The sequence below is a fragment of the Acidovorax sp. 210-6 genome (assembly GCF_010020825.1).
Lineage (GTDB): Bacteria > Pseudomonadota > Gammaproteobacteria > Burkholderiales > Burkholderiaceae_C > Simplicispira > Simplicispira sedimenti.
In genome coordinates this window covers 743,697-770,106 of sequence record NZ_JAACJE010000001.1, presented here as the reverse complement: position 1 = coordinate 770,106, position 26,410 = coordinate 743,697, and the positions used below count along the sequence as shown (strand labels likewise).

The 26,410-nt window shown below is 60.9% G+C and carries 22 protein-coding genes; 3 read left to right on the top strand and 19 right to left on the bottom strand.

What is annotated here, in order from left to right:
• Window positions 1-20 precede the first annotated feature (20 nt).
• Genes GWK50_RS03530 through GWK50_RS03515 form a run of 4 tightly spaced genes read right to left on the bottom strand, consistent with a single transcriptional unit; the run spans window position 21 to window position 2,840 of the window.
• Window positions 21-743, bottom strand: a complete 723-nt coding sequence (locus GWK50_RS03530) for a VacJ family lipoprotein (RefSeq protein WP_162015318.1) — start codon at window positions 741-743, stop codon at window positions 21-23.
• Window positions 740-1,213 (bottom strand): outer membrane lipid asymmetry maintenance protein MlaD, encoded by a 474-nt coding sequence (gene mlaD, locus GWK50_RS03525; protein WP_162015317.1) that lies wholly within the window; start codon window positions 1,211-1,213, stop codon window positions 740-742. Before mlaD ends, GWK50_RS03530 begins: the two co-directional genes overlap by 4 nt.
• Window positions 1,214-1,227: 14 nt before the next feature.
• Window positions 1,228-2,010, bottom strand: coding sequence for a lipid asymmetry maintenance ABC transporter permease subunit MlaE (gene mlaE / locus GWK50_RS03520; RefSeq protein ID WP_162015316.1), 783 nt, complete (start codon window positions 2,008-2,010; stop codon window positions 1,228-1,230).
• Window positions 2,007-2,840, bottom strand: a complete 834-nt coding sequence (locus tag GWK50_RS03515; RefSeq protein WP_162015315.1) for an ABC transporter ATP-binding protein — start codon at window positions 2,838-2,840, stop codon at window positions 2,007-2,009. The genes mlaE and GWK50_RS03515 overlap by 4 nt, the downstream gene beginning before the upstream one ends.
• 224 nt (window positions 2,841-3,064) lie before the next feature.
• On the opposite strand from GWK50_RS03515, the gene speD reads away from it, so the two are divergent.
• Window positions 3,065-3,469 (top strand): adenosylmethionine decarboxylase, encoded by a 405-nt coding sequence (speD, locus tag GWK50_RS03510; protein WP_162015314.1) that lies wholly within the window; start codon window positions 3,065-3,067, stop codon window positions 3,467-3,469.
• Window positions 3,470-3,556: 87 nt separating this feature from the next.
• Here speD and GWK50_RS03505 read toward each other — a convergent pair whose 3' ends face one another.
• The 6 genes from GWK50_RS03505 to GWK50_RS03480 all read right to left on the bottom strand — a co-directional run bounded on the left by GWK50_RS03505 (window position 3,557) and on the right by GWK50_RS03480 (window position 13,309).
• A complete protein-coding gene (locus tag GWK50_RS03505; RefSeq protein WP_162015313.1) occupies window positions 3,557-4,336 on the bottom strand; it encodes an amino acid ABC transporter ATP-binding protein in 780 nt (259 codons plus the stop codon).
• The gene (locus tag GWK50_RS03500) at window positions 4,317-4,970 is read right to left on the bottom strand and encodes an amino acid ABC transporter permease (RefSeq protein ID WP_162015312.1); all 654 of its coding nucleotides are present in this window, start codon (window positions 4,968-4,970) and stop codon (window positions 4,317-4,319) included. Before GWK50_RS03500 ends, GWK50_RS03505 begins: the two co-directional genes overlap by 20 nt.
• Window positions 4,971-5,134: 164 nt before the next feature.
• On the bottom strand, window positions 5,135-5,929 hold the full coding sequence (locus GWK50_RS03495; RefSeq protein WP_162015311.1) for an amino acid ABC transporter substrate-binding protein: 795 nt from the start codon (window positions 5,927-5,929) through the stop codon (window positions 5,135-5,137).
• Window positions 5,930-6,178: 249 nt separating this feature from the next.
• Window positions 6,179-7,657 carry a glutamate synthase subunit beta gene (locus GWK50_RS03490; protein ID WP_162015310.1) on the bottom strand — a complete coding sequence of 493 codons (1,479 nt, stop codon included), beginning with the start codon at window positions 7,655-7,657 and terminating at the stop codon, window positions 6,179-6,181.
• Between the two features lie 41 nt (window positions 7,658-7,698).
• Window positions 7,699-12,432: a glutamate synthase-related protein gene (locus GWK50_RS03485; protein ID WP_162015309.1), complete on the bottom strand. Its 4,734-nt coding sequence runs from the start codon at window positions 12,430-12,432 to the stop codon at window positions 7,699-7,701.
• Window positions 12,433-12,607: 175 nt separating this feature from the next.
• On the bottom strand, window positions 12,608-13,309 hold the full coding sequence (locus GWK50_RS03480; RefSeq protein WP_162015308.1) for a transposase: 702 nt from the start codon (window positions 13,307-13,309) through the stop codon (window positions 12,608-12,610).
• 75 nt (window positions 13,310-13,384) lie between these two features.
• Here GWK50_RS03480 and GWK50_RS03475 point away from each other — a divergent pair, with 75 nt between their 5' ends.
• The gene (locus tag GWK50_RS03475; RefSeq protein ID WP_162015307.1) at window positions 13,385-13,711 is read left to right on the top strand and encodes a BON domain-containing protein; all 327 of its coding nucleotides are present in this window, start codon (window positions 13,385-13,387) and stop codon (window positions 13,709-13,711) included.
• Here GWK50_RS03475 and GWK50_RS03470 read toward each other — a convergent pair.
• The 9 genes from GWK50_RS03470 to GWK50_RS03430 all read right to left on the bottom strand — a co-directional run bounded on the left by GWK50_RS03470 (window position 13,692) and on the right by GWK50_RS03430 (window position 23,744).
• Window positions 13,692-14,606: an SAM-dependent methyltransferase gene (locus GWK50_RS03470; protein WP_162015306.1), complete on the bottom strand. Its 915-nt coding sequence runs from the start codon at window positions 14,604-14,606 to the stop codon at window positions 13,692-13,694. The genes GWK50_RS03475 and GWK50_RS03470 overlap by 20 nt on opposite strands.
• 36 nt (window positions 14,607-14,642) lie before the next feature.
• Window positions 14,643-15,815: a deoxyguanosinetriphosphate triphosphohydrolase gene (locus tag GWK50_RS03465; protein WP_162015305.1), complete on the bottom strand. Its 1,173-nt coding sequence runs from the start codon at window positions 15,813-15,815 to the stop codon at window positions 14,643-14,645.
• Window positions 15,816-15,865: 50 nt separating this feature from the next.
• Window positions 15,866-17,002, bottom strand: coding sequence for a 3-dehydroquinate synthase (gene aroB / locus GWK50_RS03460; RefSeq protein WP_162015304.1), 1,137 nt, complete (start codon window positions 17,000-17,002; stop codon window positions 15,866-15,868).
• Between the two features lie 128 nt (window positions 17,003-17,130).
• The gene (locus GWK50_RS03455; RefSeq protein ID WP_162015303.1) at window positions 17,131-18,660 is read right to left on the bottom strand and encodes a putative Ig domain-containing protein; all 1,530 of its coding nucleotides are present in this window, start codon (window positions 18,658-18,660) and stop codon (window positions 17,131-17,133) included.
• A gap of 29 nt (window positions 18,661-18,689) precedes the next feature.
• A complete protein-coding gene (locus GWK50_RS03450) occupies window positions 18,690-20,801 on the bottom strand; it encodes a type IV pilus secretin PilQ (protein ID WP_242455446.1) in 2,112 nt (703 codons plus the stop codon).
• Between the two features lie 20 nt (window positions 20,802-20,821).
• Window positions 20,822-21,367, bottom strand: coding sequence for a pilus assembly protein PilP (locus GWK50_RS03445; protein ID WP_162015301.1), 546 nt, complete (start codon window positions 21,365-21,367; stop codon window positions 20,822-20,824).
• Complete coding sequence (locus GWK50_RS03440) at window positions 21,364-22,059, bottom strand: type 4a pilus biogenesis protein PilO (protein WP_162015300.1); 696 nt, start codon at window positions 22,057-22,059, stop codon at window positions 21,364-21,366. Before GWK50_RS03440 ends, GWK50_RS03445 begins: the two co-directional genes overlap by 4 nt.
• Before the next feature lie 3 nt (window positions 22,060-22,062).
• The gene (locus GWK50_RS03435) at window positions 22,063-22,668 is read right to left on the bottom strand and encodes a PilN domain-containing protein (RefSeq protein WP_162015299.1); all 606 of its coding nucleotides are present in this window, start codon (window positions 22,666-22,668) and stop codon (window positions 22,063-22,065) included.
• The gene (locus GWK50_RS03430; protein WP_162015298.1) at window positions 22,665-23,744 is read right to left on the bottom strand and encodes a pilus assembly protein PilM; all 1,080 of its coding nucleotides are present in this window, start codon (window positions 23,742-23,744) and stop codon (window positions 22,665-22,667) included. The genes GWK50_RS03435 and GWK50_RS03430 overlap by 4 nt, the downstream gene beginning before the upstream one ends.
• Window positions 23,745-24,009: 265 nt before the next feature.
• Between GWK50_RS03430 and GWK50_RS03425 the strand changes: the two genes are divergently transcribed.
• Window positions 24,010-26,388 carry a penicillin-binding protein 1A gene (locus tag GWK50_RS03425; protein ID WP_162015297.1) on the top strand — a complete coding sequence of 793 codons (2,379 nt, stop codon included), beginning with the start codon at window positions 24,010-24,012 and terminating at the stop codon, window positions 26,386-26,388.
• The last annotated feature ends 22 nt before the right edge of the window (window positions 26,389-26,410 follow it).

Sequence of the window (26,410 nt, the reverse complement as noted above, 5' to 3'; positions counted from 1 at the left end):
GCACTGCGGGCCGGGCCGCGTCATTGCTCGGGCTCGGGCGGCAGGGATCCGTCGCCGCTGCCATTGCGCGCACCGCGCAGCTGCATATAGACGTCGCGTGTGAAGCTGTACTTGTCGAGCGCGGCGTCGTCCAGCACGCTCTCGGCGCGCAGCAGGTTGGCACGGGTATCGACAATGCGCAGCGCATACAGGCTGTTGCGCGCCGACACGGGCGTGACTTCCCGCAGCAGGTTGCCGCGCAGATCGACCGGCAAGGCCAGCGTGTCGCGCACGGTGGATGGCCCCAGGATGGGCAGCACGAAATACGGCCCCGTGGGCACGCCCCAGCGCCCCAGTGTCAGGCCGAAGTCCTGCTTATAACGGTCGATGCGCATTTCGGTGGCCACGTCCAGCACCCCACCCAGACCCATGGTGGTGTTGATGCCCACGCGGAACAGGCTGGCCATGGCGGCTTCACCACGCAACTGCAGGGTGTTGTTGACGAACGACCAGGCATCGCCCAGGTTGCCGAAGAAGTTGCTCACCCCCGTGCGCACGGGCGCAGGCATGGCCTGCTGGTAGGCCGTGGCCACGGGCTTGAGCACGACCTCGTCCACCGTGTCGTTGAAGCGCGTCATGCTGCGGTTGTACGCTTCCAGTGGGTCGGCCTGCTGCGCCAGCGCCGTTCCGGCCAGGCACGCCAGAACACCCGCACACAGCGCGCGCGCCACCTGTGGGCCTGCGGAGGTTGGGAAGGAAGTCATTTCTTGCTGTCTGCGCCTTCGGCGGCCTTGCTGTAGAGGAATTGGCTGATGAGGTTTTCGAGCACCAGGGCCGACTGGGTGGACGCCACCGCATCGCCTGCGCCGAGCGATGCTTCTTCGGCCCCGGCCTCGATGCCGATGTACTGCTCGCCCAGCAGACCGCTGGTCAGGATCTTGAGCGAACTGTCCTTGGGGAAAGCATAGCGTTTGTCCAGCGACAAAGTGACTTGCGCCTGGTAAGTTTTGTCATTGAATGTGATCGACTCCACACGCCCCACCACCACACCGGCGCTGCGCACGGCCGCCTTGGGCTTGAGCCCGCCGATGTTGTCGAAGCGCGCCGTGACCTGGTAGCCCCGGTCGAAATTGAGACTCAGCAGGTTGGCCGATTGCAGCGCCAGAAACACCAGCGCCGCAGCCCCCAGCATGACGAAGAGCCCCACCCAGACATCGTTCTTGTGCGCTTGCATCGCATCCATCCTTGTCAAATGCTGAACATCAGCGCCGTGAGCACAAAGTCCAGCGCCAGCACGGCCAGCGAGGCCATCACCACGGTGCGCGTGGTCGCGTGCGACACGCCCTCGGGCGTGGGCCGGGCCGTGTAGCCCTGCAGCAGCGCCACAAAGGTGACCGTGAAGCCAAACACAATGCTCTTGGCGACGCCGTTGCCCACGTCGCTGAACACATCCACACCGCCCTGCATCTGGCTCCAGAAAGAGCCCCCGTCCAGACCGATCATGGGCACGGCCACCACCCAGCCGCCGATGACGCCCACCGCGTTGAACACGGCCGCCAGCACCGGCATGGCAATCACGCCCGCCCAGAAGCGCGGCACCAGGATGCGGCGCACCGGGTCCACGGCCATCATCTCCATGGCGCTGAGCTGCTCGCCCGCGCGCATCAGCCCGATTTCTGCCGTGAGCGACGTGCCCGCACGCCCGGCAAACAGCAAGGCGGTGATCACCGGCCCCAGCTCGCGCAGCAGGCTCAGGGCCACCAACTGGCCCAGCGCCTCGGTCGAGCCAAAGTCCTGCAGCGTGTAGTAGCCCTGCAGCGCCAGCACAAAGCCCACGAACAGGCCCGACACGGTGATGATGGCCAGCGAATAGTTACCCAGAAAGTGCACCTGGTCGCGCACCAGCGCGGGTCGGCGCAAGGCCTCGGGCGCCAGCAGCAACAGGCGCAGGAACAGGCGCGCCGCCTGGCCGATGTCGGCCAGCAGGCGCCGCACGGCCCTTCCCACGGTGGCGGGGCGGTACCAGCTCATGGGCGCCCTCCCGGCAGCGGACCAAAGTCCTGCGCCACGGTGGGGCCGGGGTAATGGAAGGGCACCGGCCCCGTGGGCAAGGCATGCACAAACTGGTGCACCAGAGGATCCTGGCTGTTTCGCACCTCATCGGGCGTACCTTGCGCAGCAATGGTGCCCGGCCCCAGGATCACCACATGGTCGGCCAGCGCGAAGGTCACCTCCAGGTCGTGCGACACCAGAATGCTGGTGAGCCCCATGGCGTCGTTGAGCTGGCGGATGAGCTGGGCCGCCGTGCCCAGGGAGATCGGATCGAGCCCGGCAAAGGGCTCGTCGTACATCACCAGCTCGGGATCGAGCGCAATGGCACGCGCCAGCGCCACGCGCCGGGCCATGCCACCGGAAATCTGGCTGGGCATCAGGTCACGCGCGCCGCGCAGGCCCACCGCATGCAGCTTCATGAGCACGATGTCGCGCACCAGCGCCTCGGGCAGGTCGGTGTGTTCGTGCAGCGGAAAGGCCACGTTCTCATAGACGCTCATGTCGGTGAACAAGGCGCCAAACTGGAACAACATGCCCATGCGGCGCCGCGCTGCATAAAGCTGGGCCTGGTCCATGCGGCCCACGTCCCGCCCGTCGAAGAGCACCTCGCCCTGCTGCGCCTGCTGTTGGCCGCCAATGAGGCGCAGCACCGTCGTCTTGCCGCCCCCAGAGGCCCCCATGATGGCCGTGACCTTGCCGCGTGGCACGGACAACGACACGCCGCGCAGCACCGTGCGATCGCCATACCCGAAGGTGACGTTGCGCAATTCCACGAGCGCGTCGGCAGGCGGCGGTGTGTTGGAGGGCATGGTGTTGGAAAGCAAGCTCCGCCAGGGCGCACACCCGGGCGGAAAACCCGCCATCATAGGGGAAACCCTTTGACCACGCCCTTCCTGGTTTCATCCCCCGCCCAAGCCTTGGCTATGATGATCGCTTTCTGCAATGCCCTGCCCGCTGCGCCAGGCGCCGCGATGCCAGGGTGATCCAGGCAAGCCACGGAGTCTCCGCATCCAGAAAAAAGGCCGCCCGTTCCATGAAGCATGTTCCGCCCGCAGCCTCCTTTCCAGCCGTCCAGCGGCAGGCCGCCGGCGTGCACCTGATGGGCGACCTGCATGGCTGCCTGTGCGACCACCGCCTGATGCACGACGCGGCGCACCTGGAAGCCTTCTGCCAGGAGCGTGTCAGCGCCGCTGGCCTGACCCCTGTGGGCAGCCTGTTCCACCGCTTTGACGAGGGTGGCGGCGTGACGGGCGTGGTGGTGCTGGCCGAGTCACACCTGTCGGTGCACACCTGGCCCGAATCGGGCTACGTGACGCTGGACGTTTTCGTGTGCAACCACTCCGCCGACAACGGGCCGAAGGCGCAGCAACTGTTCGACGCCCTGCTGACCGCATTCAACCCGCGCGAGCCGCACCTGCGGCGCGTGGATCGGGCATAAGGCGCCACAGCGCAAGCGTCAAATGCTATTAAATATATAGCGATTAGCGCTTGCTGAATGGGCGTTACAGCCCATTTTCACTCCAAATCACAGCATGTGATCCAGGAACGCCCGCGCCCGCTCGTGCCCTGGGTCGGCAAAGAACTCGGCAGCCGGCCGCGCGGCAATCAGTTCACCCTGGTCCATGAAGGCCACGGTGTGGGCCACCTCGCGCGCGAAGCCCATCTCGTGCGTGACCACCAGCATGGTCATGTGCTCCTCGGCCAGCTCGCGCATGGTGCGCAGCACCTCGCCGGTGAGCTCGGGGTCGAGCGCCGAGGTGGGCTCGTCGAACAGCATGATGTCGGGCTGCATGCACAGCGCCCGCGCGATGGCCACGCGCTGCTTCTGCCCGCCCGACAGGCGCGCCGGGTAGCTGTCGCGCTTCGGGGCCAGGCCCACCTTGGCGAGCAGCGCCTCGGCGCGGGCAACCGCCGCATCACGCGCCAGGCCCTGCACCACCATGGGTGCCTCGATGAGGTTTTCCAGCACCGTGAGGTGCGGGAACAGGTTGAAATGCTGGAACACCATGCCGGTCTTGGCGCCAATGCGGCGCACCTCGGCGTCGGGCACGTAGGCGCAGCGGCCCTGGGCGTCGGTGGTGGCCAGGGTTTCGCCCTCGATGGCGATGTGGCCGCTGTCGATGGTTTCCAGGTGGTTCAGGCAGCGCAGAAAGGTGCTCTTGCCCGAGCCCGAGGGCCCGATCACCGCCACCACCTCGCCCTTGCGCACCTGCAACGACACGCCGCGCAGCACCTCGTTGGCGCCGAAGCGCTTGCGCAGGTCGCGCGCCTCGATCATGGGCGCTTCACTGGTCGTATTTGGCATAGCGTTTCTCCAGGCGCTGGAAGCCCCAGGTGAGCAGCAGCGTCATGGCCAGATAGAAGGCCGCCGCGACGATGAAGGGTGTGGTGGTGAAGTCGCGCTGCACGATGCCGCGCGCGGCGCGCAGCAGGTCGTTGAGGGCCAGCACATAAATGAGCGAGGTGTCCTTCACGAGCGTGATGGTCTCATTGCTCATGGGCGGCAGGATGCTGCGCACCATCTGCGGCAGCACGATGCGGCGCATGGTCTGGCCGTAGCCCATGCCCAGCACCTTGGCGGCCTCGTACTGGCCGCGGTCCACCGACTGGATGCCGGCGCGGAAGATCTCGGCGAAGTAAGCCGCGTAGTTCAGCGCAAACGCCACCACGGCGGCCGGAAAGTCGGGCAGGCGCACGCCGACCACGGGCACGAAGGGCAGCGCGAAGTAGATGAACAGCATCTGCAGCATGAGCGGCGTGCCGCGCATGAGCCAGATGTAGCCATTGACCGCCGCCGACAGGGCCTTCCAGTGCGATACCCGCGCCAGCGCCAGCACCAGCCCGAGCGGCACGGCCAGCGCCAGCGTGATGGCGAACAGCTTGAGGGTGACGGCAGCGCCCTGCGCCAGCGGCCCCAGGAGGGAGAGAACGTAGTCCATGCGGTGGCGACAGTTCAGTATGTTTTGTCCGCGGCCGTCAGCACGGGCGCGGCCCAAGCCAGCGGCCACCGCGCAAGGGCCGCCCCGCCGCGCTGGTGGCGTCCCCCTTCCCGGCGACAGCCGAGAGAAGGGGGAAGCGGCGCAGCCGCTCAGGGGGTTGTGCTTTATTTAATGATGTTCTTGCCAAACCACTGCTCGGCGATCTTGGCCGCGCTGCCGTCCGCCTTCATGTCGGCCAGGGCCTTGTCGATCTTGGCATGCAGTTCGGTATCGTCCTTGCGCAGACCCACGCCGTAGTCTTCGGTGCCGAAGTGGTCCTGCAGCACGGCATAGTCCTGCGGCTTCTTGGCCACATAGTAGCGGCCCACCACCTCATCCACCACCACGGCTTCGAGGCGGCCGGTGGAGAGGTCCATCAGGGCCGTCACGTTGTCGCCAAAGGTCTTGAATTCCTTGAAGCTCTTGAAGACGGCATCGTCCTTCTTCACGGCGTCCACGGCGCTGCTGCCTTCCTGGGCGCCGACCACCTTGCCGGCCAGATCGGCCTTGCCCTTGATAGTGGAGCCGGCGGCCACCACGATGATCTGGTGGTTTTCCATGTAGGGCGCGGTGAACAGGATGTTCTGCTTGCGCTCTTCGGTGATGGTCAGGCCGTTCCACAACACATCCACGCGCTTGCCGGAGAGTTCGGCTTCCTTGGCGCTCCAGTCGATGGGCTTGAACTCCACCTCCAGGCCCAGGCGCTTGGCGGCTTCCTTAGCCATGTCGATGTCGAAGCCGACGAGCTCGTTCTTCTCGTCGCGGAAGCCCATGGGCGGGAAGTTGTCGTCCAGGCCGACGACGATCTTGGCCGCAGCGGCCGGCGCAGGCGCGGCGGCGGGTTGTGCGGTTTCGTTCTTGCTGCATCCAACCAGCGCGGCGCCCAGGGCCAACAGCGCGACAGCGGCGATCTTTTTCATGGTGTAGTGGCTCTCGATCAAGACAAGGGAGGAACCGGACGGGCCGCGCCGCCCGCTCGTGGCGGCAGTGCGGCACCCATACGGGAAAACCCTAGATTGTCCATGATCTGCGCCCTGCGGCCATGCCTGGGGAATTCAACCAAGATCGAAATTCGGCCCTGGCGCTTGTCCATCAAGCGTTAATGCTATCAAATATGTAGCAACAAAAAACGGCGCCCTGGGGCGCCGTTGGCGGAAGAGGCTGAACGCTCAGCGCGGCAGGTCGCTCGCACCCATCAGGAACTCATCGATGGCGCGCGCGGCCTGGCGGCCTTCACGGATGGCCCAGACCACCAGGCTCTGGCCCCGGCGCATGTCGCCTGCGGCGAACACCTTGGGCGCGCTGGTGGCGTAGCCGCCGGTGAAGTCGGTGCTGGCGCGCGCGTTGCCACGGGCGTCCTTCTCGACGCCAAAGGCATCGAGCACCGCTGCGACCGGGCTCACAAAGCCCATGGCGAGAAGCACCAGGTCGGCCTTGTATTCCTTTTCGGTGCCGGGGATCTCGACGAACTTGCCGTCCTTGAATTCCACCTGCACCGTCTTGAGGCCGGTGACCTTGCCGCCCTTGCCGACAAATTCCTTGGTGGAAATGGCGAACTCGCGCGTGCAGCCCTCTTCGTGGCTGGAGCTGGTGCGCAGCTTGAGCGGCCAGTAGGGCCAGACCAGGGGCTTGTTCTCCTCCTCGGGGGGCATGGGCATGACTTCGAACTGCGTCACGCTCTTGGCGCCGTGGCGGTTGCTGGTGCCCACGCAGTCGCTGCCGGTGTCGCCGCCACCAATGACGATCACGTGCTTGCCGTCGGCGCGCAACTGGCCCTTGAGCTTGTCGCCCGCGTTCACCTTGTTCTGCTGGGGCAGGAACTCCATGGCGAAATGGATGCCGTCCAGGTCGCGGCCGGGCACGGGCAGGTCGCGGCTCTGCTCGGCACCGCCGGTGAGCAGCACGGCGTCGAACTGCGCCTGCAGTTGCTCGGGCGTGATGGTTTCCTTGGCCCAGTTGGTGACCTTGGAGTCCTTGCCCAGGCCGTCCTTCGCCGCACCGACGAACACACCGGTGCGGATGGTGACGCCTTCGGCCTCCAGCTGCTTGGCGCGGCGATCGATGTGCGACTTCTCCATCTTGAAGTCGGGGATGCCGTAACGCAACAGGCCGCCAATGCGGTCGTTCTTCTCGAACAGAGTGACGTCGTGCCCGGCGCGCGCCAGCTGCTGTGCCGCTGCCATGCCGGCCGGGCCAGAACCGACCACGGCCACCTTCTTGCCTGTCTTGTGCTTGGGCAACTGGGGTTGCACCCAGCCATGCTCCCAGGCGCGGTCGATGATGGCGTGCTCGATGCTCTTGATGCCGACCGCATCGTTGTTGAAGTTGAGCGTGCACGCCGCCTCGCAGGGTGCGGGGCAGATGCGGCCGGTGAACTCGGGGAAGTTGTTCGTCGAGTTCAGCACCGCAAAGGCGTTCTTCCAGTCAGCGCGATAGACCAGGTCGTTGAAGTCCGGAATGATGTTGTTGACCGGGCAGCCGTTGTTGCAGAACGGCGTGCCGCAGTCCATGCAGCGCGCCGCCTGTACCTTAGCCTGTGCGTCATCCACGCCAATGACGAATTCCTTGTAATTCTTCAAGCGCTCGGCCACCGGCAGGTAGCCTTCTTCGACGCGCTCGTATTCCATGAAACCGGTGATTTTTCCCATGTCTGTGTCCTTGTGAATGTGTTCCTTGGCGCCAAGCCCGTTCAATGCGCGGCTTTAGCTACATTTTTCGTAGCGTTCAGCGCAGATTGCTCGGGCGCCTGGGTCACTTTCTTTGCATTGATTTCTGACAGGGCACGCTTGTATTCGAGCGGGAACACCTTGACGAACTTGGCGCGCGAGGCGGCCCAGTGGTCCAGCAGTTCACGCGCGCGCTTGCTGCCGGTCCAGCGGTTGTGGTCTTCCAGCAGCTTCTTGAGCTGGGCTTCATCGGTCTGATCACGGTGCCAGATGGCACGCGGGATGCTGGCTTCCTGTTCGTCCGAAGGCAGCACACGCTCCAGCGCCACCATGGCCTTGTTGCAGCGCGCCTCGAACTGGCCGTCCTCGTCGTACACATAGGCCACGCCACCGCTCATGCCGGCTGCAAAGTTGCGGCCGGTCTTGCCCAGCACGGCGACTGTGCCACCCGTCATGTATTCGCAGCCATGATCGCCCGTGCCTTCCACCACCGCAGTGGCGCCAGACAGGCGCACCGCAAAGCGCTCGCCCGCCACACCGCTGAAGTAGGCCTCGCCACTGGTGGCGCCGTACATGACGGTGTTGCCCACGATGATGTTGCGCCAGGCGTCACCCCGGAAGTCGATGCTGGGGCGCACCACCACACGGCCGCCCGACAGGCCCTTGCCGGTGTAGTCGTTGGCGTCGCCGATCAGGTACATCGTGATGCCGTTGCACAGGAAGGCACCAAAGGATTGGCCACCCGTACCTTCGAGCTGAATGCGGATGGTGTCGTCGGGCAAACCATCGGGGTGCAGGCGCGTGACGGCACCCGAGAGCATGGCGCCCACGGAGCGGTTCACGTTGCGCACCACTTCGATGAACTGCACGCGCTCGCCCTTGTCGATGGCAGGACGCGAGCGCTCGATGAGCTTGCGATCCAGCGTGTGCTCGATGTTGTGGTCCTGCTTGTCCACATGCAGGCGCGGCACTTCAGCGCTCACCTGGGGCTGCACGAACAGGCGGCCAAAGTCCAGGCCACGGGCCTTCCAGTGCTCCAGGCCCTTGCGCATGTCGAGCAGGTCGGTGCGGCCGATCAGGTCGTCGAACTTGCGGATACCCAGTTGCGCCATGATCTGGCGCACTTCTTCGGCGACGAAGAAGAAGTAGTTGACCACGTGCTCAGGCTTGCCCGAGAACTTGGCGCGCAGCTCCGGGTCCTGCGTGGCCACGCCCACCGGGCAGGTGTTGAGGTGGCACTTGCGCATCATCACGCAGCCCTCCACCACCAGCGGTGCGGTGGCGAAGCCGAATTCGTCGGCGCCCAGCAGCGCGCCGATGGCGACGTCGCGGCCGGTCTTCATCTGGCCGTCGGCCTGCACGCGAATACGACCGCGCAGGCGGTTGAGCACCAGGGTCTGCTGGGTCTCGGCCAGGCCGATCTCCCAGGGGCCGCCCGCATGCTTGATGGACGACCAGGGCGATGCGCCCGTGCCGCCGTCGTGCCCGGCGATCACCACGTGGTCGGCCTTGCACTTGGCCACGCCGGCGGCGATGGTACCGACGCCCACTTCGGACACGAGCTTGACCGAGATGTCAGCGTGCGGCGCGACGTTCTTCAGGTCGTGGATGAGCTGCGCCAGGTCTTCGATGGAGTAGATGTCGTGGTGCGGCGGGGGCGAAATCAGGCCCACGCCAGGCACGCTGTGGCGCAGCTTGCCGATGTAGTTGGACACCTTGCCACCGGGCAGCTGGCCACCCTCGCCGGGCTTGGCGCCCTGGGCCATCTTGATCTGGATCTGGTCGGCCGACGACAGGTACTCGGCGGTAACGCCAAAGCGACCGGAAGCCACCTGCTTGATCTTGGAGCGCAGCGAGTCACCGTCCTGCAGCGGCAGATCGACCTCGACGTTCTCTTCGCCGATCACGCTCTTGAGGCTGTCGCCCTGCTTGATCGGAATGCCCTTGAGCTCCTGGCGATAACGGCGCTCGTCTTCGCCCCCCTCGCCGGTGTTGCTCTTGCCGCCAATGCGGTTCATGGCCACGGCCAGCGTGGCATGGGCCTCGGTGGAAATGGAGCCGAGCGACATGGCCCCAGTGGCAAAGCGCTTGACGATGTCCTTGGCGGGCTCGACCTCATCGACCGGAATGGCTTTGGCCGGATCGAACTTGAATTCGAACAGGCCGCGCAGCGTCATGTGGCGCTTGGTCTGGTCGTTGATGATCTGGGCGTATTCCTTGTAGGTGCTCCAGTTGTTGGCGCGCGTGGAATGCTGCAGCTTGGCAATGGCGTCGGGCGTCCACATGTGCTCTTCGCCACGGGCGCGCCAGGCGTATTCACCGCCGGTGTGCAGCATGGTTTCGAGCACAGGGTCGTCGCCAAAAGCCGCCTTGTGCGTGCGGATGGCTTCCTCGGCGATCTCGAACACGCCAATGCCCTCGACGCGGCTGGCCGTGCCGGTGAAGTACTTCTGCACGGTATCGGTGTTCAGGCCGATGGCTTCGAAGAGTTGGGCACCGCAGTAGCTCATATAAGTGCTCACGCCCATCTTGGACATGATCTTGGACAGGCCTTTGCCAATCGCCTTGACGTAGTTGTAAATGGCTTTTTCGGGCGAGAGGTCACCACCCAGTTCCTTGTGCATGTCCACCAGGGTTTCGAGCGCCAGGTAGGGGTGCACGGCCTCGGCGCCATAGCCTGCGAGCACGGCGAAATGGTGCACTTCGCGCGCAGTGCCGGTTTCCACGACCAGGCCTGCAGCGGTGCGCAAGCCTTCGCGCACCAGGTGCTGGTGGATGCAGGAGAGTGCCAGCAGCGCAGGGATGGCCACCTGCTCCGGGCCCACGCCCCGGTCGCTGAGGATCAGGATGTTGGCGCCGCCGCGGATGGCATCCACGGCCTGCGCGCACAGCGACGCAAGCTTGGCTTCCACACCCTCATGCCCCCAGGACAGCGGGTAGGTGATGTCGATGACTTCGCTGCGGAACTTGCCTTGGGTGTAGCGGCTGATGTCGCGCAGCTTGGCCATGTCGGCAAAGTCCAGCACGGGCTGCGACACTTCCAGGCGCATGGGTGGGTTGACCTGGTTGATGTCCAGCAGGTTGGGCTTGGGGCCGATGAAGCTGTTGAGCGACATCACGATGGCCTCGCGGATCGGATCGATCGGCGGGTTGGTCACCTGGGCGAACAGCTGCTTGAAGTAGTTGTACAGCGGCTTGTTCTGGCTGGACAGGACGGCCAGCGGGCTGTCGTTGCCCATGGAGCCGATGCCCTCTTCGCCGTTCTGGGCCATGGGCGCCATCAGGAACTTGATGTCTTCCTGCGTATAGCCAAAGGCCTGCTGGCGGTCCAGCAGCGGCAAGCTGGCAGCGGCAGGCGTGGCGGCGGCCTCGCCGGCTTCGATGCTGTCGAGCTTGATGCGCAGGTTTTCGATCCACTGCTTGTAGGGCTTGGTGTTGACGATGTTGGCCTTGAGCTCGTCATCGTCGATCATGCGCCCCTGCTCCAGATCGATCAGGAACATCTTGCCCGGCTGCAGGCGCCACTTGCGCACGATCTTGTTCTCGGGTACGGGCAGCACGCCCGACTCGGAGCCCATGATCACCAGGTCGTCATCGGTGATGCAGTAGCGCGAGGGGCGCAGGCCGTTGCGGTCCAGCGTGGCGCCGATCTGGCGGCCGTCGGTGAACACGATGGAAGCCGGGCCATCCCAGGGCTCCAGCATGGCGGCGTGGTACTCATAGAAAGCGCGGCGGCGCTCGTCCATGGTGGTGTGCTGCTCCCAGGGCTCGGGAATCATCATCATCACGGCCTGGCTGATGGGGTAGCCCGCCATGGTCAGCAGTTCCAGGCAGTTGTCGAACGTGGCCGTGTCGGACTGGTCGGCGAAGCTGATCGGGTAGAGCTTTTTCAGGTCTGCCGCCAGCACGGGGGAAGACATGACGCCTTCACGGGCACGCATCCAGTTGTAGTTGCCCTTGACGGTGTTGATCTCTCCGTTGTGAGCCACGTAGCGGTACGGGTGGGCCAGCGGCCACTCGGGGAAGGTGTTCGTGGAAAAGCGCTGGTGCACCAGGCCTACGGCCGAGACGCAGCGTTCGTCCTGCAAGTCCAGGTAGTACTGGCCCACCTGGTCGGCCAGCAGCAGGCCCTTGTACACCACGGTGCGGCTGCTCATGCTGGGAACGTAGTATTCCTTGCTGTGCTTGAGCTTGAGGGCCTGGATGGCAGCGCTGGCGGTCTTGCGAATGACGTAGAGCTTGCGCTCCAGCGCGTCCTGCACGATCACATCGGAGCCTCGCCCGATGAAGAGCTGGCGCAGGATAGGTTCCTTGGTGCGCACCGTGGGCGACATGGGCATCTCGCGGTTGACCGGCACATCGCGCCAGCCCAGCAGCACCTGGCCTTCGGCCTTGATGGCCCGCTCCAGCTCCTGCTCACAGGCCAGACGCGAGGCATGCTCCTTGGGCAGGAACACCATGCCCACGCCGTATTCCCCGGCAGGAGGCAGCACCACGCCTTGCTTGGCCATTTCCTCGCGGTAAAGCTGGTCCGGAATCTGGATCAAGATACCCGCACCGTCGCCCATCAGCTTGTCGGCACCCACGGCGCCGCGGTGGTCGATATTTTCCAGGATCTTGAGCGCCTGCGTCACGATGTCGTGGCGCTTGACGCCCTTGATGTGCGCGACAAAACCGAGGCCGCAAGCGTCGTGTTCATGGGCGGTCGAATACAGACCGTGTGCTTTCAGGTGTTCAATCTCGGCGGCCGTGGTCATGGCGCACTCCTCATATTTATACGCGGGGAGCGCAAGCTTAGTGCATTGCAACATCCCATGGCAAGCAGTTTATTCGGGGTCAGATACCAATAAAGCCGCAAAGAACTCTCTGGCATATTATTTGGGGACATATTAAATACGACGGCAGTTCGCCTCTGATGGAGCACTGCATGACTCAATCAAGGGGGTGGGATTTGCGCGGGCGCCCTGGCCGGGCCTGCGTCAATCTGCGCGTCGCACCCTGGGTGTTCAGTGCTTGCAGAAAGGGCTCACTGCCCAGAGCCCACCCACCGCGCGCAGCACCTTCCATGCGCTGCCATTGCGCTTCATCCAGGCCCGTGCGCACCATTTCCGCATACGCGTTCTCCCGGTCGAACGGTGTGTTGCCCAGTGCCCAATATTGGGCATGGGGCGTGATCAACCGATCCACACGCAAGCCGCGGTAGTGCGCATGGCTGGACCAGGCCCAATCCTGCGGCTGCGCCGCAAGGCCTGCACGGACCGGCGCCCAATCCAAGCCCACCATGGCGGGCAACAAATAGACCGGCGCCTCCAGCACCGACGAGCGAAAGCGCCCTTCCCACAGCGTTCCGCTGCGGGCATGGCGGCGATTAAAGTAGCGCACATAGCTCCGCCCCAACGCCTGCACCATCAAGGACAACCCCTCCGCCGTGGCCGGAGTGATGAGCAAGTGGTAGCTGGCGCTCAGCAACACATAGGCATGAATGGTCACCCGATGCGTGCGCGCACTGTCGGCCAAGCCACCCAAGAACGCATCCCGGTCCTGCGCATCCAGGAAGATGGGTTGCTGGTTGTTGCCCTGTTGCAAGACATGATGAACCTGCCCAGGCAGCGAAAGTCGTGCGAGTCGGGCCATGGCTTAAAAAAGGCGCTTCCGTGGCTGCATGCGCAGCAGTGAGCCATGCCATACTTCCGGATCAGGAGACCCGACATGAAACCCTTGTACATCGCCTTGAGCACTCTGGTGGCTGCCATCGCCCTGGGTGCTTGCACTTCCAACGGCAACTACGTCGCCAGCCCCCACCAGCGCCACCGCGCAGTCGCCATGGATCTCGACACGGCGGCCCGGGTCGAGGCACGCATCCAGGCGGATGAGCGGCAGGCTTTGCGCCACACGGTCCGTGTGAATGTCGTCAAAGGCCAAGCCGAACTGCTGGGCGAAGCCCGCAATGCGGAAGAACGCCAGATGGCCGAGACAGTGGCTCTTCAGACACATGGGGTCAAGGAAGTCAAAAACCTCATGACGCTTCGCCGCTGAGTTCTGCGTCCTCGCTCCATGGCAAGCCAAACCGGTTTGCCATGTCTTGCTCCAAGCCAAACTGCTGCAGGATCTGCTGCAATCGCTCGCGCGCGCTGCGTTTGCGCTGGCCCGTATAGCGCGCAATGATGAGCTCATTCTTGAGACTGTGCTCCCAGCCCACCAGCTCGGTCACGGTGACCTGGTAGCCACTGGCCTCCAGGTACAGGCACCGCAGCACGTTGGTGATCTGGCTTCCGATTTCGCGCGTATGCAAGGGGTGGCGCCACAGCTCCGCCAAGGGCGTGCGCGCCAATTGAAGGGCCTTGTTGCGACGCAGATGCGAAGCCACCTCGGCCTGACAACACGGAACGATGGCCATGGCACGCGCCTTCTTCTGGAGGCCAAACGCGATGGCATCATCCGTTGCAGTATCGCAGGCGTGCAACGCGGTGACCACGTCGATACTGGCGGGCAATGTCGCCGATTCAGTGGCCTGCGCGACGGAGAGGTTAAGGAACGACATGCGCGCAAATCCCAGTCGCTCAGCCAATTGGCACGAGCGCTCCACGAGGTCCGGGCGCGATTCGATGCCATAGATGTGCCCGCGCCCCAGCGGCCTGAAGAACAGGTCGTACAGAATAAAGCCCAGGTAGGACTTGCCTGCGCCATGGTCCGCCAGGGTAGGCGCATGCCCATCTGCCGACAACTCCTGCAACAGGGGTTCGATGAACTGGTACAGGTGATACACCTGCTTGAGTTTGCGGCGCGAATCCTGGTTCAGCCGCCCATCCCGGGTGAGGATGTGCAACTCTTTCAAGAGCTCCACCGATTGACCAGGCCGCAACGAAGGCAGCAACTCTTGCAGCGATGGTTCCGTTCGGGTTTTGGATGTCTTGGGCGTGATGTGCTTCATGGGCGGTGAAATGGGGTACTGCTTGGCTGGCGAACATCAGCCCAGCAGACGCTGGCCGGTCAGACGCTCATGCTCCTTCACCGCGTAGCGGTCGGTCATGCCAGCGATGAAGTCTGCCACAACCCGCGCACGGTCCGAGGGCGCGACAGCCTCGTCCCAGCGCTGCGCGAAGATGGGCTTCATGGCCTGGGGCTGCTGCATGTAGGAAGCAAAGAGATCTCGCACCACTTGTCGCGCGCTGTTGGTGGTTTCAACCACCTGCGGATGACGATACAGGTTGGCAAACAAGAAACGTTTGAGCGCGAGGGACTGCCCGTGCATCTCTTCGCTGAAGCGTACCAGCAAGGGCAAGGCTCGTACCTCGTCCACATGCTTGGGGCCATGGGTCTGCAAGGCATGCCGGGTGGCTTCGATGACGTCATACACCTGTGCACTGAGCATGCGTCGGATGGCTTCGTACAACAAGCGGCGTTGCAACTCCAAACGCGCCAATGCCGGATATTCAGCGAGCGCCTGGAGCCGGTGCGACTCGAACAGAGGAATGCTTTGCAACTGCTCCATCGAAATGAGACCCGAGCGCACGCCATCATCGATATCGTGCGCGTTATACGCAATCTCATCAGCCAGGTTGCACAACTGCGCCTCCAAACTGGGCTGCTGACGCAATAGAAAACGGGCGCCCACACCACCGAGCTCCTGCGCTTCCAGCGCCCTGGCATTTGCCTGGGAACAATGCTTGAGAATGCCCTCCCGCGTTTCAAAACACAGGTTCAGGCCATCGAATTGGGGATAACGCCGCTCCAGCCAATCGACCACGCGCAGGCTTTGCAGGTTGTGCTCAAACCCACCGAACTCTGCCATGCAGTCATGGAGCGCATCTTGCCCTGCGTGGCCAAAGGGCGTATGCCCCAGATCGTGCGCCAGGCAGATCGCTTCCACCAAATCCTCATTGAGGCTCAGTGAGCGCGCGATCGAGCGGCCCAATTGAGCCACCTCAATGGAATGGGTCAGCCGGGTGCGAAACAGATCGCCCTCATGGTTCAAGAAGACCTGTGTTTTGTACACCAGGCGCCGGAACGCTGTCGAATGGACAATGCGGTCCCTATCCCGCTGAAAAGGCGTACGCGTTGGCGCGGGCTCCTCCCAGTACCTGCGTCCACGCGATTGCGCCGGATCGCACGCATAGGCAGCCAAGCCTGCCTCATGCATACCGCATGCCTTGCTTGCTCAAGCGGTCCGAAAGGCTGGCACTTTTCGCATCACCAGCATGCATCGATGACTTCTCGCACCAAGGCATCGGGCGCCGAACGCAATACCGCCTTGCCCGGACCATCAATCAGCACAAATCGAATCTCGCCAGACTCTGCCTTTTTGTCGACACGCATGAGTTCTAGGTAGCGCCCCGCATTGTCTGAAGGGTCCAGCACTGGCGCTTTGACGGGCAGGCCGGCCCGCTGGATCAAGTTGCGCAGCCGCAGAACAAACTTCTCGTCCACCAGACCCATGCGCAGCGACAGCTCGGCAGCCATCACCATGCCAGCACCCACCGCTTCACCATGGAGCCACACGCCGTAGCCCATTCCCGCCTCGATGGCATGACCAAACGTATGCCCAAAATTGAGAATGGCACGCAGGCCTGACTCACGCTCATCCTGCCCGACCACCCAGGCCTTGATCTCGCAGCTACGCCTTACTGCATGCGCCAATGCCGTGCGGTCACGGGCACGCAAGTCGTCCATGGAGGCCTCTTGCCAAGCCATGAACTCCATATCGGCGATAGGACCGTACTTGATGACTTCCGCCAAGCCCGCTGAAAGCTCTCGCTCGGGCAAGGTATCCAAGGTAGCAAGGTCACATACCACCAGACGGGGCTGATAGAACGCCCCGATCATGTTCTTGCCCAGCGGGTGGTTGATGCCGGTTTTGCCGCCCACCGATGAGTCCACTTGCGCCAGCAAGGTGGTCGGAACCTGCACAAACGGAACACCACGCATGTAACAGGCGGCTGCAAAACCGGTCATGTCGCCAATCACCCCGCCGCCCAAGGCAAAGAGAACCGTCTTGCGGTCACATCCATGCCGCAGCAAGGCGTCAAAAATGAGATTCAGCGTTTGCCAGTTCTTGTGTTCTTCGCCGTCGGGGAGTTGGACGGAGTACACCTTGGCGTAGCGCTGTTGAAGCGCAGCTACCAACGCAGCGCCATACAGCGGCCAGACTACATTGTTGGAGACGATAAAAGCGCTGGCAGCAGAGGGCAGCGCAGCGTGCTGACAAAGATTTTCCAGCCCGCGGACTGTGATCTCAATGGGATAACTGCGATCGCCCAGATCGATGTTCACTTGCTGATGATTGGTGTTGCTGGGCGCGGCAAAAGGGGAAGCAATGGACTCAGACATTGAAGGAGCTGGATGACTGGTTGATGCAGAAATGAAGCAGCCCCTTGGAAACCATCCAAGGGGCTGCAAGTGTCAGGACAGTAAAGGGATTTTAGGCCCCTCCGCTGTCAGGATCGGCAGTCGAACAATCAGCTGACAGTGATCTTCACCGGGCGCTTGATGACGATACTGCCACGGGTTGCTGTGACAATGAACGTATAAGTTCCAGCCGTACCATCCCCTGTCGATTGAATAACCCCATCTGCACCAAAACTCAAACCTGGTACAGGCGACGTCGGCGTATAAGTCCAGACAACGGGGATGGATGGATCGCCCACAGACAGCGACAAGGTGTGCAAATAATTATCTCGTGGCTTCGCAGGAGCTGGAGGCACTGCAGGCACTGGCACGCCCTTCCAAGCAGGGAGTTCACAAGCCTTGGCGAGATCACCGTCACAGCCATCGATATCAAAATTACCTGTTACCTTGATCTTGATATTTTTCTTCACCACCACGCCCAAAGCGTCTTCAATGGCAAATTGAACGTTGTAATCGCCCGAAGGAGCGGCAACCGTACCAGACAAAATGCCATCCGCACTCAAAGTCAGACCGGCAGGCAATGCAGAACTCGACCACTTATAAGGGGGCTCACCACCTTCACCGGTCAGGGCAAAGGTGTATTGCATGCCATTGACAACACTCAACTCTGTATCTCGAATGCTTAAGTCGCTCAACCCGCCCACAAACTGATGGACGGTCACCACCCTGAGCTGCTTGACAGCATCCTGGATGCCATTGGTCACATCGTTGTCGGCCCGGTCGCCGGTCAATTGCAACAGGATCACTCCCGAGCTGGGGCCGCTGGATACAGCAAACTGACCAATGCCATTGATGGTCTTGACCTTCACCGCGCTGCCTTGCTGAGAACCCGACAACAGACGGGCCCCGGCCGATGCACCGAAAGGAATGATGCTCACCTCCACGTTGGCATTCGCGGAGTTAGGAATCGGCTGGTTGGCATCATCCTTGACATCGACACTCACACCCACACTGGTCGGTAGGTTTTGTTTATTGCCCTGCGTTCCCAGGTAGCGCGGCGCTTGAATGGTGCCGACCACACTGGCGACTTGACCTGTATTGGCGCCCACGGTGATATTCACAATAGCACTGGACACCTGCTTGTCTGCGGGGTTGGTGACGGCGCAGCGAATTTGCACCGGGCCGGCCTCATCCCCAGCATGGAAGTGGAAAGAAGCCCCCCCCGCATTGGAATCCAGTGTGATGTTGCGATAAGCGCCCGGCACCTTGATTTTGCCGCCCTTGCCATCGTCCACTTCGACCATGTGCTCATCTTTTCCATCCAGGTAGTACAAAGCACCTGACTTCAAACCACCGGACAGATTGCAGGCAAACATCTTTTCGCCGTCCTGGATAGGTTTTCCGCCCTCCATGGCTTGAACATGCAAGACCGTGGTGTAGCGTGCATAGGCACCAATTCCAGAATAGTTGTTAAATCCAGGGGTCTCATTTGCCAGGTTAATGGGCAATACAGTGGTATCAGCCTTCAGGCTGATGGTGTATGGGAGGCTCGTATCCCCCGGGCTACCACCCCCACCTCCGCAGGCCCCCAGGGTGGCCGCAGCGACGGCCAGCAACACGGTTTTGAATAATTTACGCATTGTTCTCTTCCTCTGTCACGTTTAAATTTTCAGCGAACGGAGACGCGATCCGTAATCACCTTGGGGGTAATAAAGACGAGCATCTCCCGTTTTTTGCTTTCTCTGTTTGTCGTCTTGAACAGATTGCCAACAACGGGCACATCCCCCAGGAATGGCACCTTGGTTTCGCCATCGGTCTCCTCAATCTCGAAAATACCACCAATGACTACAGTTCCCCCATTCTCCACGAGCACTTGCGTCTTCACGCGCTTAGTATTGATGGCGCGAACGTTTTGCAAAATCTCACCAGGGCTGTCTTTGTTGACCACCAGATCCATGATGATGTTGCCTTCAGGGGTGATCTGAGGAAGAACTTCCAGTTTCAAGACCGCCTTCTTGAAAGCGATCACCGTTGCGCCATTGGGCGCTGTTACCGGGTAAGGAAATTCGGTACCTTGCTCGATTTCTGCCTTGGTTTGGTCCGCAGTCACAACACGTGGACTCGAAACCACCTTACCCTTTCCATCAGCCTCCAGTGCAGAAATTTCCAAATTAAGAAAACGATTGGCCGCAGAATTAAAAATGGAGATTGCAAAGCTGCCTGGATCGTAACCGCCGATTGATTGAGCAGGCAAATTGACAAAATTTCCCAACGTATTGACCAAGCCTCCTGCACCAGTCGACGCAACTGCGTTGCTGTAACCTGTCCCAAAGCCAACCCGATTATCACCACTGAGTGCATAGCCACCGGTTCCCCCCCTGTTGGCACGCAGATCTGTTGCGCCAAGACGCACGCCCAGCGATCGACCAAAGGTGTCCGACGCCTCTACGATGCGCGCCTCGATCATCACCTGCCTCACCGGCACATCGAGAGAGGCCAACAATTGCCGCACCTCTTCGAGCTTGGTCGGAGTATCCGTCACAAAAATTTGGTTAGTGCGTGGCTCAGCAATAGCCGTCCCACGTTCAGACAGGAAGCGATTGCTGGTACTTCCAGAGCTGCCACTGGTGGTAGTGATCTGTGCCACCATATCGACGGCTTTGGCATAGTTGAGTTGAAACGCCTGGGTGCGCAAGGGCTCCAGTTTTTGAATGGTTTGCGCCGCTTCGAAGTCCTTCTTCATGCGATCGTCAATTTCATCCTTGGGAGCAATCCACAGTACATTGCCTGTCTTGCGCATCCCCAAGCCCTTGGCTTCCATGATGATCTGGAGCGCTTGATCCCATGGAACGTCCTGCAAACGCAGCGTCATTGCGCCCGTCACCGTGTCAGATGTCACGATGTTAATGTTTGTGAAATCAGCAAACACGGCCAACAATGAGCGCAGATCAATGTTTTGAAAGTTCAGCGACAGCTTCTCCGTGCTATAGCCAGGCCCTTGGGTGAGTTTGTTCAGATCCACCTTTTTCTGGCGTACCTCCACCACAAACTGGTTGTCGCTCTGGTATGCAGAGTGCTCCCACTCTCCCACCGGCTCGATCACCATCCGAACCTTATCGCCTTGTTGAGTAGTGGTAACTGACTGAATGGGAGTCCCAAAATCAGCAACATCCAAACGACGGCGCAGCCCTTCAGGCAATGATGAGCGGATGAACTCAACGGTTAGACCCTTGCCCTGCTGCCGAAGATCGACGCCTACTTGGTTGTTGGCCAAGCCAATGACCACCCGCCCAGCACCATCAGCCCCCCTGCGAAAATCCACATCCTTGATGGGCAGCACATCGGAATGTCCGCTCTCGGCGAAAACGGCTGCTTGTGGCGCTTGCGCTGCAGCAACCGCAGCTACTGGATCCAATTGAATCAAGACAGCCTTGCCCTGCAGTTCCGCTCGGTAAGTGGTCGGCTGTTTGAGGTTCAATACAACTCTGGATCGCCCCCCGGCCTGAACGACGTTGACCGACTTGAGATTTCCCTGATTTACTTCGACTGCCGAACGCCCCATTGCGTTGATAGCACCAGGAAAATCCAATGCAATGCGCGCTGGAGATTGAGTGGCAAATCCATTGGGAACACTAGCCATTGGCTCGGACAAGTCAATACGAACGACTTCCGCCCCTCCCTGGATAGATCCAGTGACTGCCTCAATGGCGGCCTGCGCCCAAGAGGCAGTGGAGCACAACACCGCAGCCGACGCCAAGACGCCCTGGTGCATCCATTTCATTACTGCAACCTTATGCTGATTCATTTTTTCGCCTCCTCCTGCAACTCGAGCGATGTGGTGCGTTCAATCCAGTCCCCTGCCGGGTCCTGCACAATTTCGCGCAGTTGGACGGACGTTTCGTTGATGGCGACAATTCGCCCGTAATTCTGTCCCAGGTAATTTCCTGCCTGCACCTGATACAGCAGCTTGTCCACTTTGATAAGCGCGGTGGGCTTACCCTCCTTGTTCAAACTGCCCACCATAGAGATCGCATCCAAGGGGAAGGCCTCCAATGGTTCTTTTCGACGAGCCAATTCCGGCGCAATGAGCGCTGCATTGGAAGCCATCTGTGCCGATTCTCTGCGCAAGGCTTGGGTAAGTTTCATTGGATCAAACGGATCCATCTCAGAGTTGACTTCATAACCCACTGGCTGAAACTGTTTCGGCTCTGTCAACGGCGTCACACGTGGCCTCGCCTGCGCACGCTCACTGGCCATCCACTCCCGCAACTCATCTTCACCCGAAGCAGAGCATCCGCCCAAGGCAAGCAAGACTAAGGAAACTGATGCGATCCGAGGTAATGTCATTTGTTAGCCCCTTTCGGATCCTTCGCTGCGGCACGCTGGGCCTGCACCTCCTCATTATCCAAATACCGGAAAGTGCGCGCCGTCGCATCCAAAACCAGACTCCCGGCAAACTTCTCCTTGTCCTTCGCCGGAACGCTGATGGCAACGTCATTGAGAGTCACGATTCGGGAGAGGTGAGCCACATCAGAAGCAAAGGCCCCCATGTCGTGATAACGCCCAGTGACACGAATGGAAATCGGCAACTCTGCGTAGTATTCGCGCACCACTACCTGCCCCGGCTTGAAAAGTTCAAATTGGAGGCTCCGCCCCAAGCCAGCTTGGTTGATATCCGAGAGCAACGCAGACATTTCCGCCTTGCTGGGCAGTTGTTTTTCCATCTGCAAAACGTACTGCTGAACCTGCTCCCGCTGCTTCTTCAACAAATCGAGGCTTACAGCTTTTTGTAACTTTTTCTTGTAGTCTTCACGCAAGCTAAGCTCTTTGGCGCGCTCAGCTTCCAACTCGGCTTGGTAGTCCGTCAACTTGACATACCACAAAGCGACTGCAACCGCCGCCGCAATGAAGAGGCAGAGCAGAATGCGTGGCAGTATGGGCCACAGTGAAGGATCCTTGGTATCCAGGTTGGTGAATTGGCGTTGCAGCTGCTCCTGCAACTGCGCCATATCGATCTTGGGTGTTTTGGTCTTGGCCATCGCTTACTTCCCTGCCGCGCTGGCGGTTTCCATCGCCTTCTTGGCCTCGCTAGAGCGAACCAATTGAAAGCGCAGATTGAATTCGGAAGCCCGGCGCAAGTCGCGCGGAGTCAAAGCAACGTTCTTGGCAACGATCTCCACCAGCTCCGGCTTGGAGAGCCAAGGCGTGTTATTCGACAAGTTGCGCAACAACTCCGACACCCGCTCATTGGACTGGGCCATGCCCTTCATCTCGACCGTCTGATTGGTTTGCTTGAGCATGGTGATATACACCCCATCCGGCAGTTGCTCCACCAACTCACTGAGCAAGTGAACGGGAAGATTGCGATCCGCCTGCAAATCTTCTACTGCCTTTTGCCGAGCGCGCAATGCCGCGATTTCCTCTTCGATGGTCGCAATCTCCTTGATTTGGTCTTCCAGCACCCGAATCTCGCTTTGCAGGAAATTGTTGTTGGCCTGCTGGTTCTCGATCATCATCTGGAACCACCAATAGATTGCACCTGCAATCAACAGGCCCGCCATCGCCGCTCCAAGCATCGCGGCCTGGTACGTTTCGCGCCGACGCTTGCGCGCGGCCTCCCTGTGGGGAAGAAGGTTGATAAGAATCACTGCAGAAACCTCCGCATCGCCAAGCCGCAAGACGTCAGATAGGAGGGCGCCTCACGTACCATTTTTTTCATTCGCACGGAACTCCCAATTTCCATGCCGTCAAACGGATTGACAACCGAGCAAGGGAAGCCGGTGTGCTGTGTCACCGATTCAATGAGCCCCTGCAAGGGCGCCGAGCCACCAGCAAGCATGATGTGATCGACGCGATTGTGGGGAGTGCTGGTGAAGAAGAACTGCAAAGCCCTGCCAATTTCCTGCGAGAGGCTTTCCACGAATGGACGCAGCACGGCGCTTGCATAGTCGTCCGGCAAGTCGCCATTGCGTTTTTTGCTCTCGGCCTCCTCTGGCGAAAAGCCGTATTGGCGCACGATCAACTGCGTGAGTTGCGCACCACCGAAGGCTTGATCTCGATCGTAGAGAACCTCATCGTTCCGTATGACCTGCATGCTCGTTGTCAACGCCCCCACCTCGAACAAGGCAACCATGGTGTCCACCCCCTTGTTGGGCAAACCCTCGATCAATCGGCTCGTCGCCAAGCGTGAGGCATAGGACTCCACATCGATGATGACCGCCTTGAGGCCGGCAGCTTCCGCTAACCCCTGCCGATCCTGCACCTTTTCGCGGCGAGACGCTGCGATCAGAACATCCACATCGCCGGGCGAACTCTTGCAAGGACCGATCACGCAAAAATCGAGACTGACCTCATCCAGGGAGAATGGGATGTACTGGTTGGCTTCAGATTCAACCTGAACCTCAAGCTCCTGATCACTCATGCCTGCAGGAAGCACAATTTTTTTGGTGATGACCGCTGAAGGCGGCAGTGCCATCGCTACGTTTTTGGTTTTGGTTCCGCTCTTCTTAACCACTCGGCGTACCGCCTCAGCGACCTCATCGAATTTTTCGATGTTGCCGTCAGTGATCCAGCCGCGCTCCAGCGGCTCAATGGCGCAACGTTCCAGCACCAGCATGCCGGCCTTGTCTCGCCCGAGTTCAACCAGTTTGACACTAGAGGAACTGATGTCGATTCCCAGCAACGGCGCAGGCTGGCGACTGAACAGAGATCCCGTGGAGATCAAGATAGCCCCCTGAAAATTGTCATCCCGACACAACAAAACTTAACATTTCACATGAATGCTATCAGTAAGATACTTCTCCAGCAAAGGCTTTTCCGGCTTTCGTCCCGTTTGAACGTTGTCAAAAGCAGACGCTTCTTGAACCACCCAGCCGCGACATCCGTCTCATCATCGCCAGTGCACAGGTATTGAATAGCCTGCATTTCTTGGATGTGCATTTCCACACGACATCCATTTTTATAATGGCGCCTTTGTCACCTGGAGCGTTATGCCGCCCCCAGCCCAACCCACCTCCTCCACTCCATCATCCCCCTCTTCGCGTCCGCGCTGGCTGCGCTGGCTGCTGCGGTTGTTGGCGTGGGCAGTCGGCGTGGCTGCAGCTGGCGCAGTCGCCTTGGCACTGGGCCTTGCCATTGCACTGGCCATGGCCTATCCGAATCTGCCGGACATCTCTGACTTGGCAGACTACCGGCCCAAGCTGCCCATGCGGGTCTATTCTGCCGAGGGGGCTCTGCTGGGCGAGTTCGGGGAAGAGCGTCGCAACCTGACCCCCATCGCCGAGATTCCCAAGGTCATGAAGGATGCCGTTCTCGCCATTGAAGATGCGCGCTTCTTTCAGCATGGGGGCGTTGACTACAAGGGAATGCTGCGTGCAGTTCTGGCCAATCTGGGCAAGATGAAAAGCCAAGGCGCATCCACCATCACGATGCAGGTAGCGCGGAATGTGTATCTTTCCTCGGAAAAAACAATTACACGCAAAATTTACGAAATATTACTAACTTTCAAGTTAGAGCATTTTCTGACCAAAGATCAGATTCTTGAAATCTACATGAATCAGATCTTTCTGGGAAATCGTGCCTACGGATTTGCCGCAGCTTCAGAAGCATATTTTGGCAAGCCGCTTCAATCCATTTCTATTGCCGAAGCAGCGATGCTCGCCGGGTTGCCCAAGGCCCCTTCCGCATACAACCCGATCAGCAACTACAAGCGCGCACGGGCAAGACAGCTGCACATCATTGATCGCATGGAGGAGAACGGCTTCATCACGACCCAAGAGGCCGCGCAAGCCCGGGAGGAGAAGCTCAAAATCCGCACCCACACCGACAGCACCCGTGTCCATGCCGAATACGTGGCCGAGATGGCGCGCCAGTTGATCTTTGCACAGTACGGCAACGAGGCGTACACACGGGGCCTGAACGTGTACACCACCATCAATGCGGCAGAACAGGATGCAGCTTACCTGGCCTTGCGCCAGGGGATCATGACCTACGAGCGCAGGCAGCACTACCGAGGCCCGGAGAAGTTCGTCAACCTCCCCGCCAATGCTGCCGATCTTGAAGAGAACATCGACGACCTTCTGGCCGACCACCCTGACAACGGCGATGTGCTGTCTGCCATGGTGTTGGAAGCCAACGCCAAGAAGATTGTCGCCATGCGGCCCAACGGCGACACCCTGGAAATCACCGGCGATGGGCTCAAGCCAGTGCAATCTGGACTCAGCGACAAGGCGCCACCCAATATACGGATCCGTCGCGGCGCCATCATTCGGGTGGTTCAGACTCCCAAGCAGACCTGGGAGGCCACCCAACTCCCCGAAGTGGAAGGCGCCCTGGTGGCTGTTGACCCTCGCAACGGCGCTATCCGCTCGCTGGTAGGCGGTTTTGACTTTGACAAGAACAAGTTCAACCACGCCACCCAAGCCTGGCGTCAGCCCGGATCCAGCTTCAAACCGTTCATCTACTCCGCTGCCCTGGAGAAAGGCTTCACACCCGCAACGGTCATCAACGACGCGCCACTGTTCTTCGACGCTGGCTTCACTGGTGGCAAACCTTGGGAGCCCAAAAACTACGACGGCAAGTTCGACGGCCCGATGACCATGCGCTCGGCCCTGGCGCGCTCCAAGAATATGGTCTCCATCCGCATCCTCCAGGCGGTGGGCGCACGCAACGGCCAGGAATGGGCCACGCGCTTTGGCTTTGAAGCGGACAAGCACCCCCCATTTCTGACCATGGCCCTGGGTGCCGGTTCGGTCACACCCATGCAGATGGCCGTGGCCTATTCGGTGTTTGCCAACGGTGGCTACCGCGTGAACCCATGGCTGGTGACACGGGTGACCGACCACAAGGGCAAATTGCTGACCGAGTTCACCCCGCCAGCGACCGAGGAAAACGAACGCGTCATCGACGCACGCAACGCCTTTGTGATGAACAGCCTGTTGCAGGAAGTCACCCGCTCCGGCACGGCAGCCCGAGCACAAGCCACCCTCAAGCGACCCGACCTCTACGGCAAGACGGGCACCACCAACGATGCCTGGGACGCCTGGTTCGCCGGATTCCAACCCACAGTGGCGGCCGTGACCTGGATCGGCTACGACACCCCTCGCAACCTGGGAAGTCGCGAAACCGGCGGCGGCCTGAGCTTGCCGGTCTGGATCAGCTACATGGAAAAAGCCCTCAAGGGCGTGCCGGTCATGGAACCCACCGTACCGCCTGGATTGGTGAACGTGGCGGGCGAGTGGTACTACGAAGAATACGCACGCAACACCGGCGTCTCCAGCCTCGGCCTGGAGGCAGGCGCTCCGGGCTCGCCCGCTCAAGCCCCAGCGCCCGAGGAGCGAAACCAGATCCTGGATCTGTTCCGCAACTGAAGCGCACCGCGCCTCCCACGAT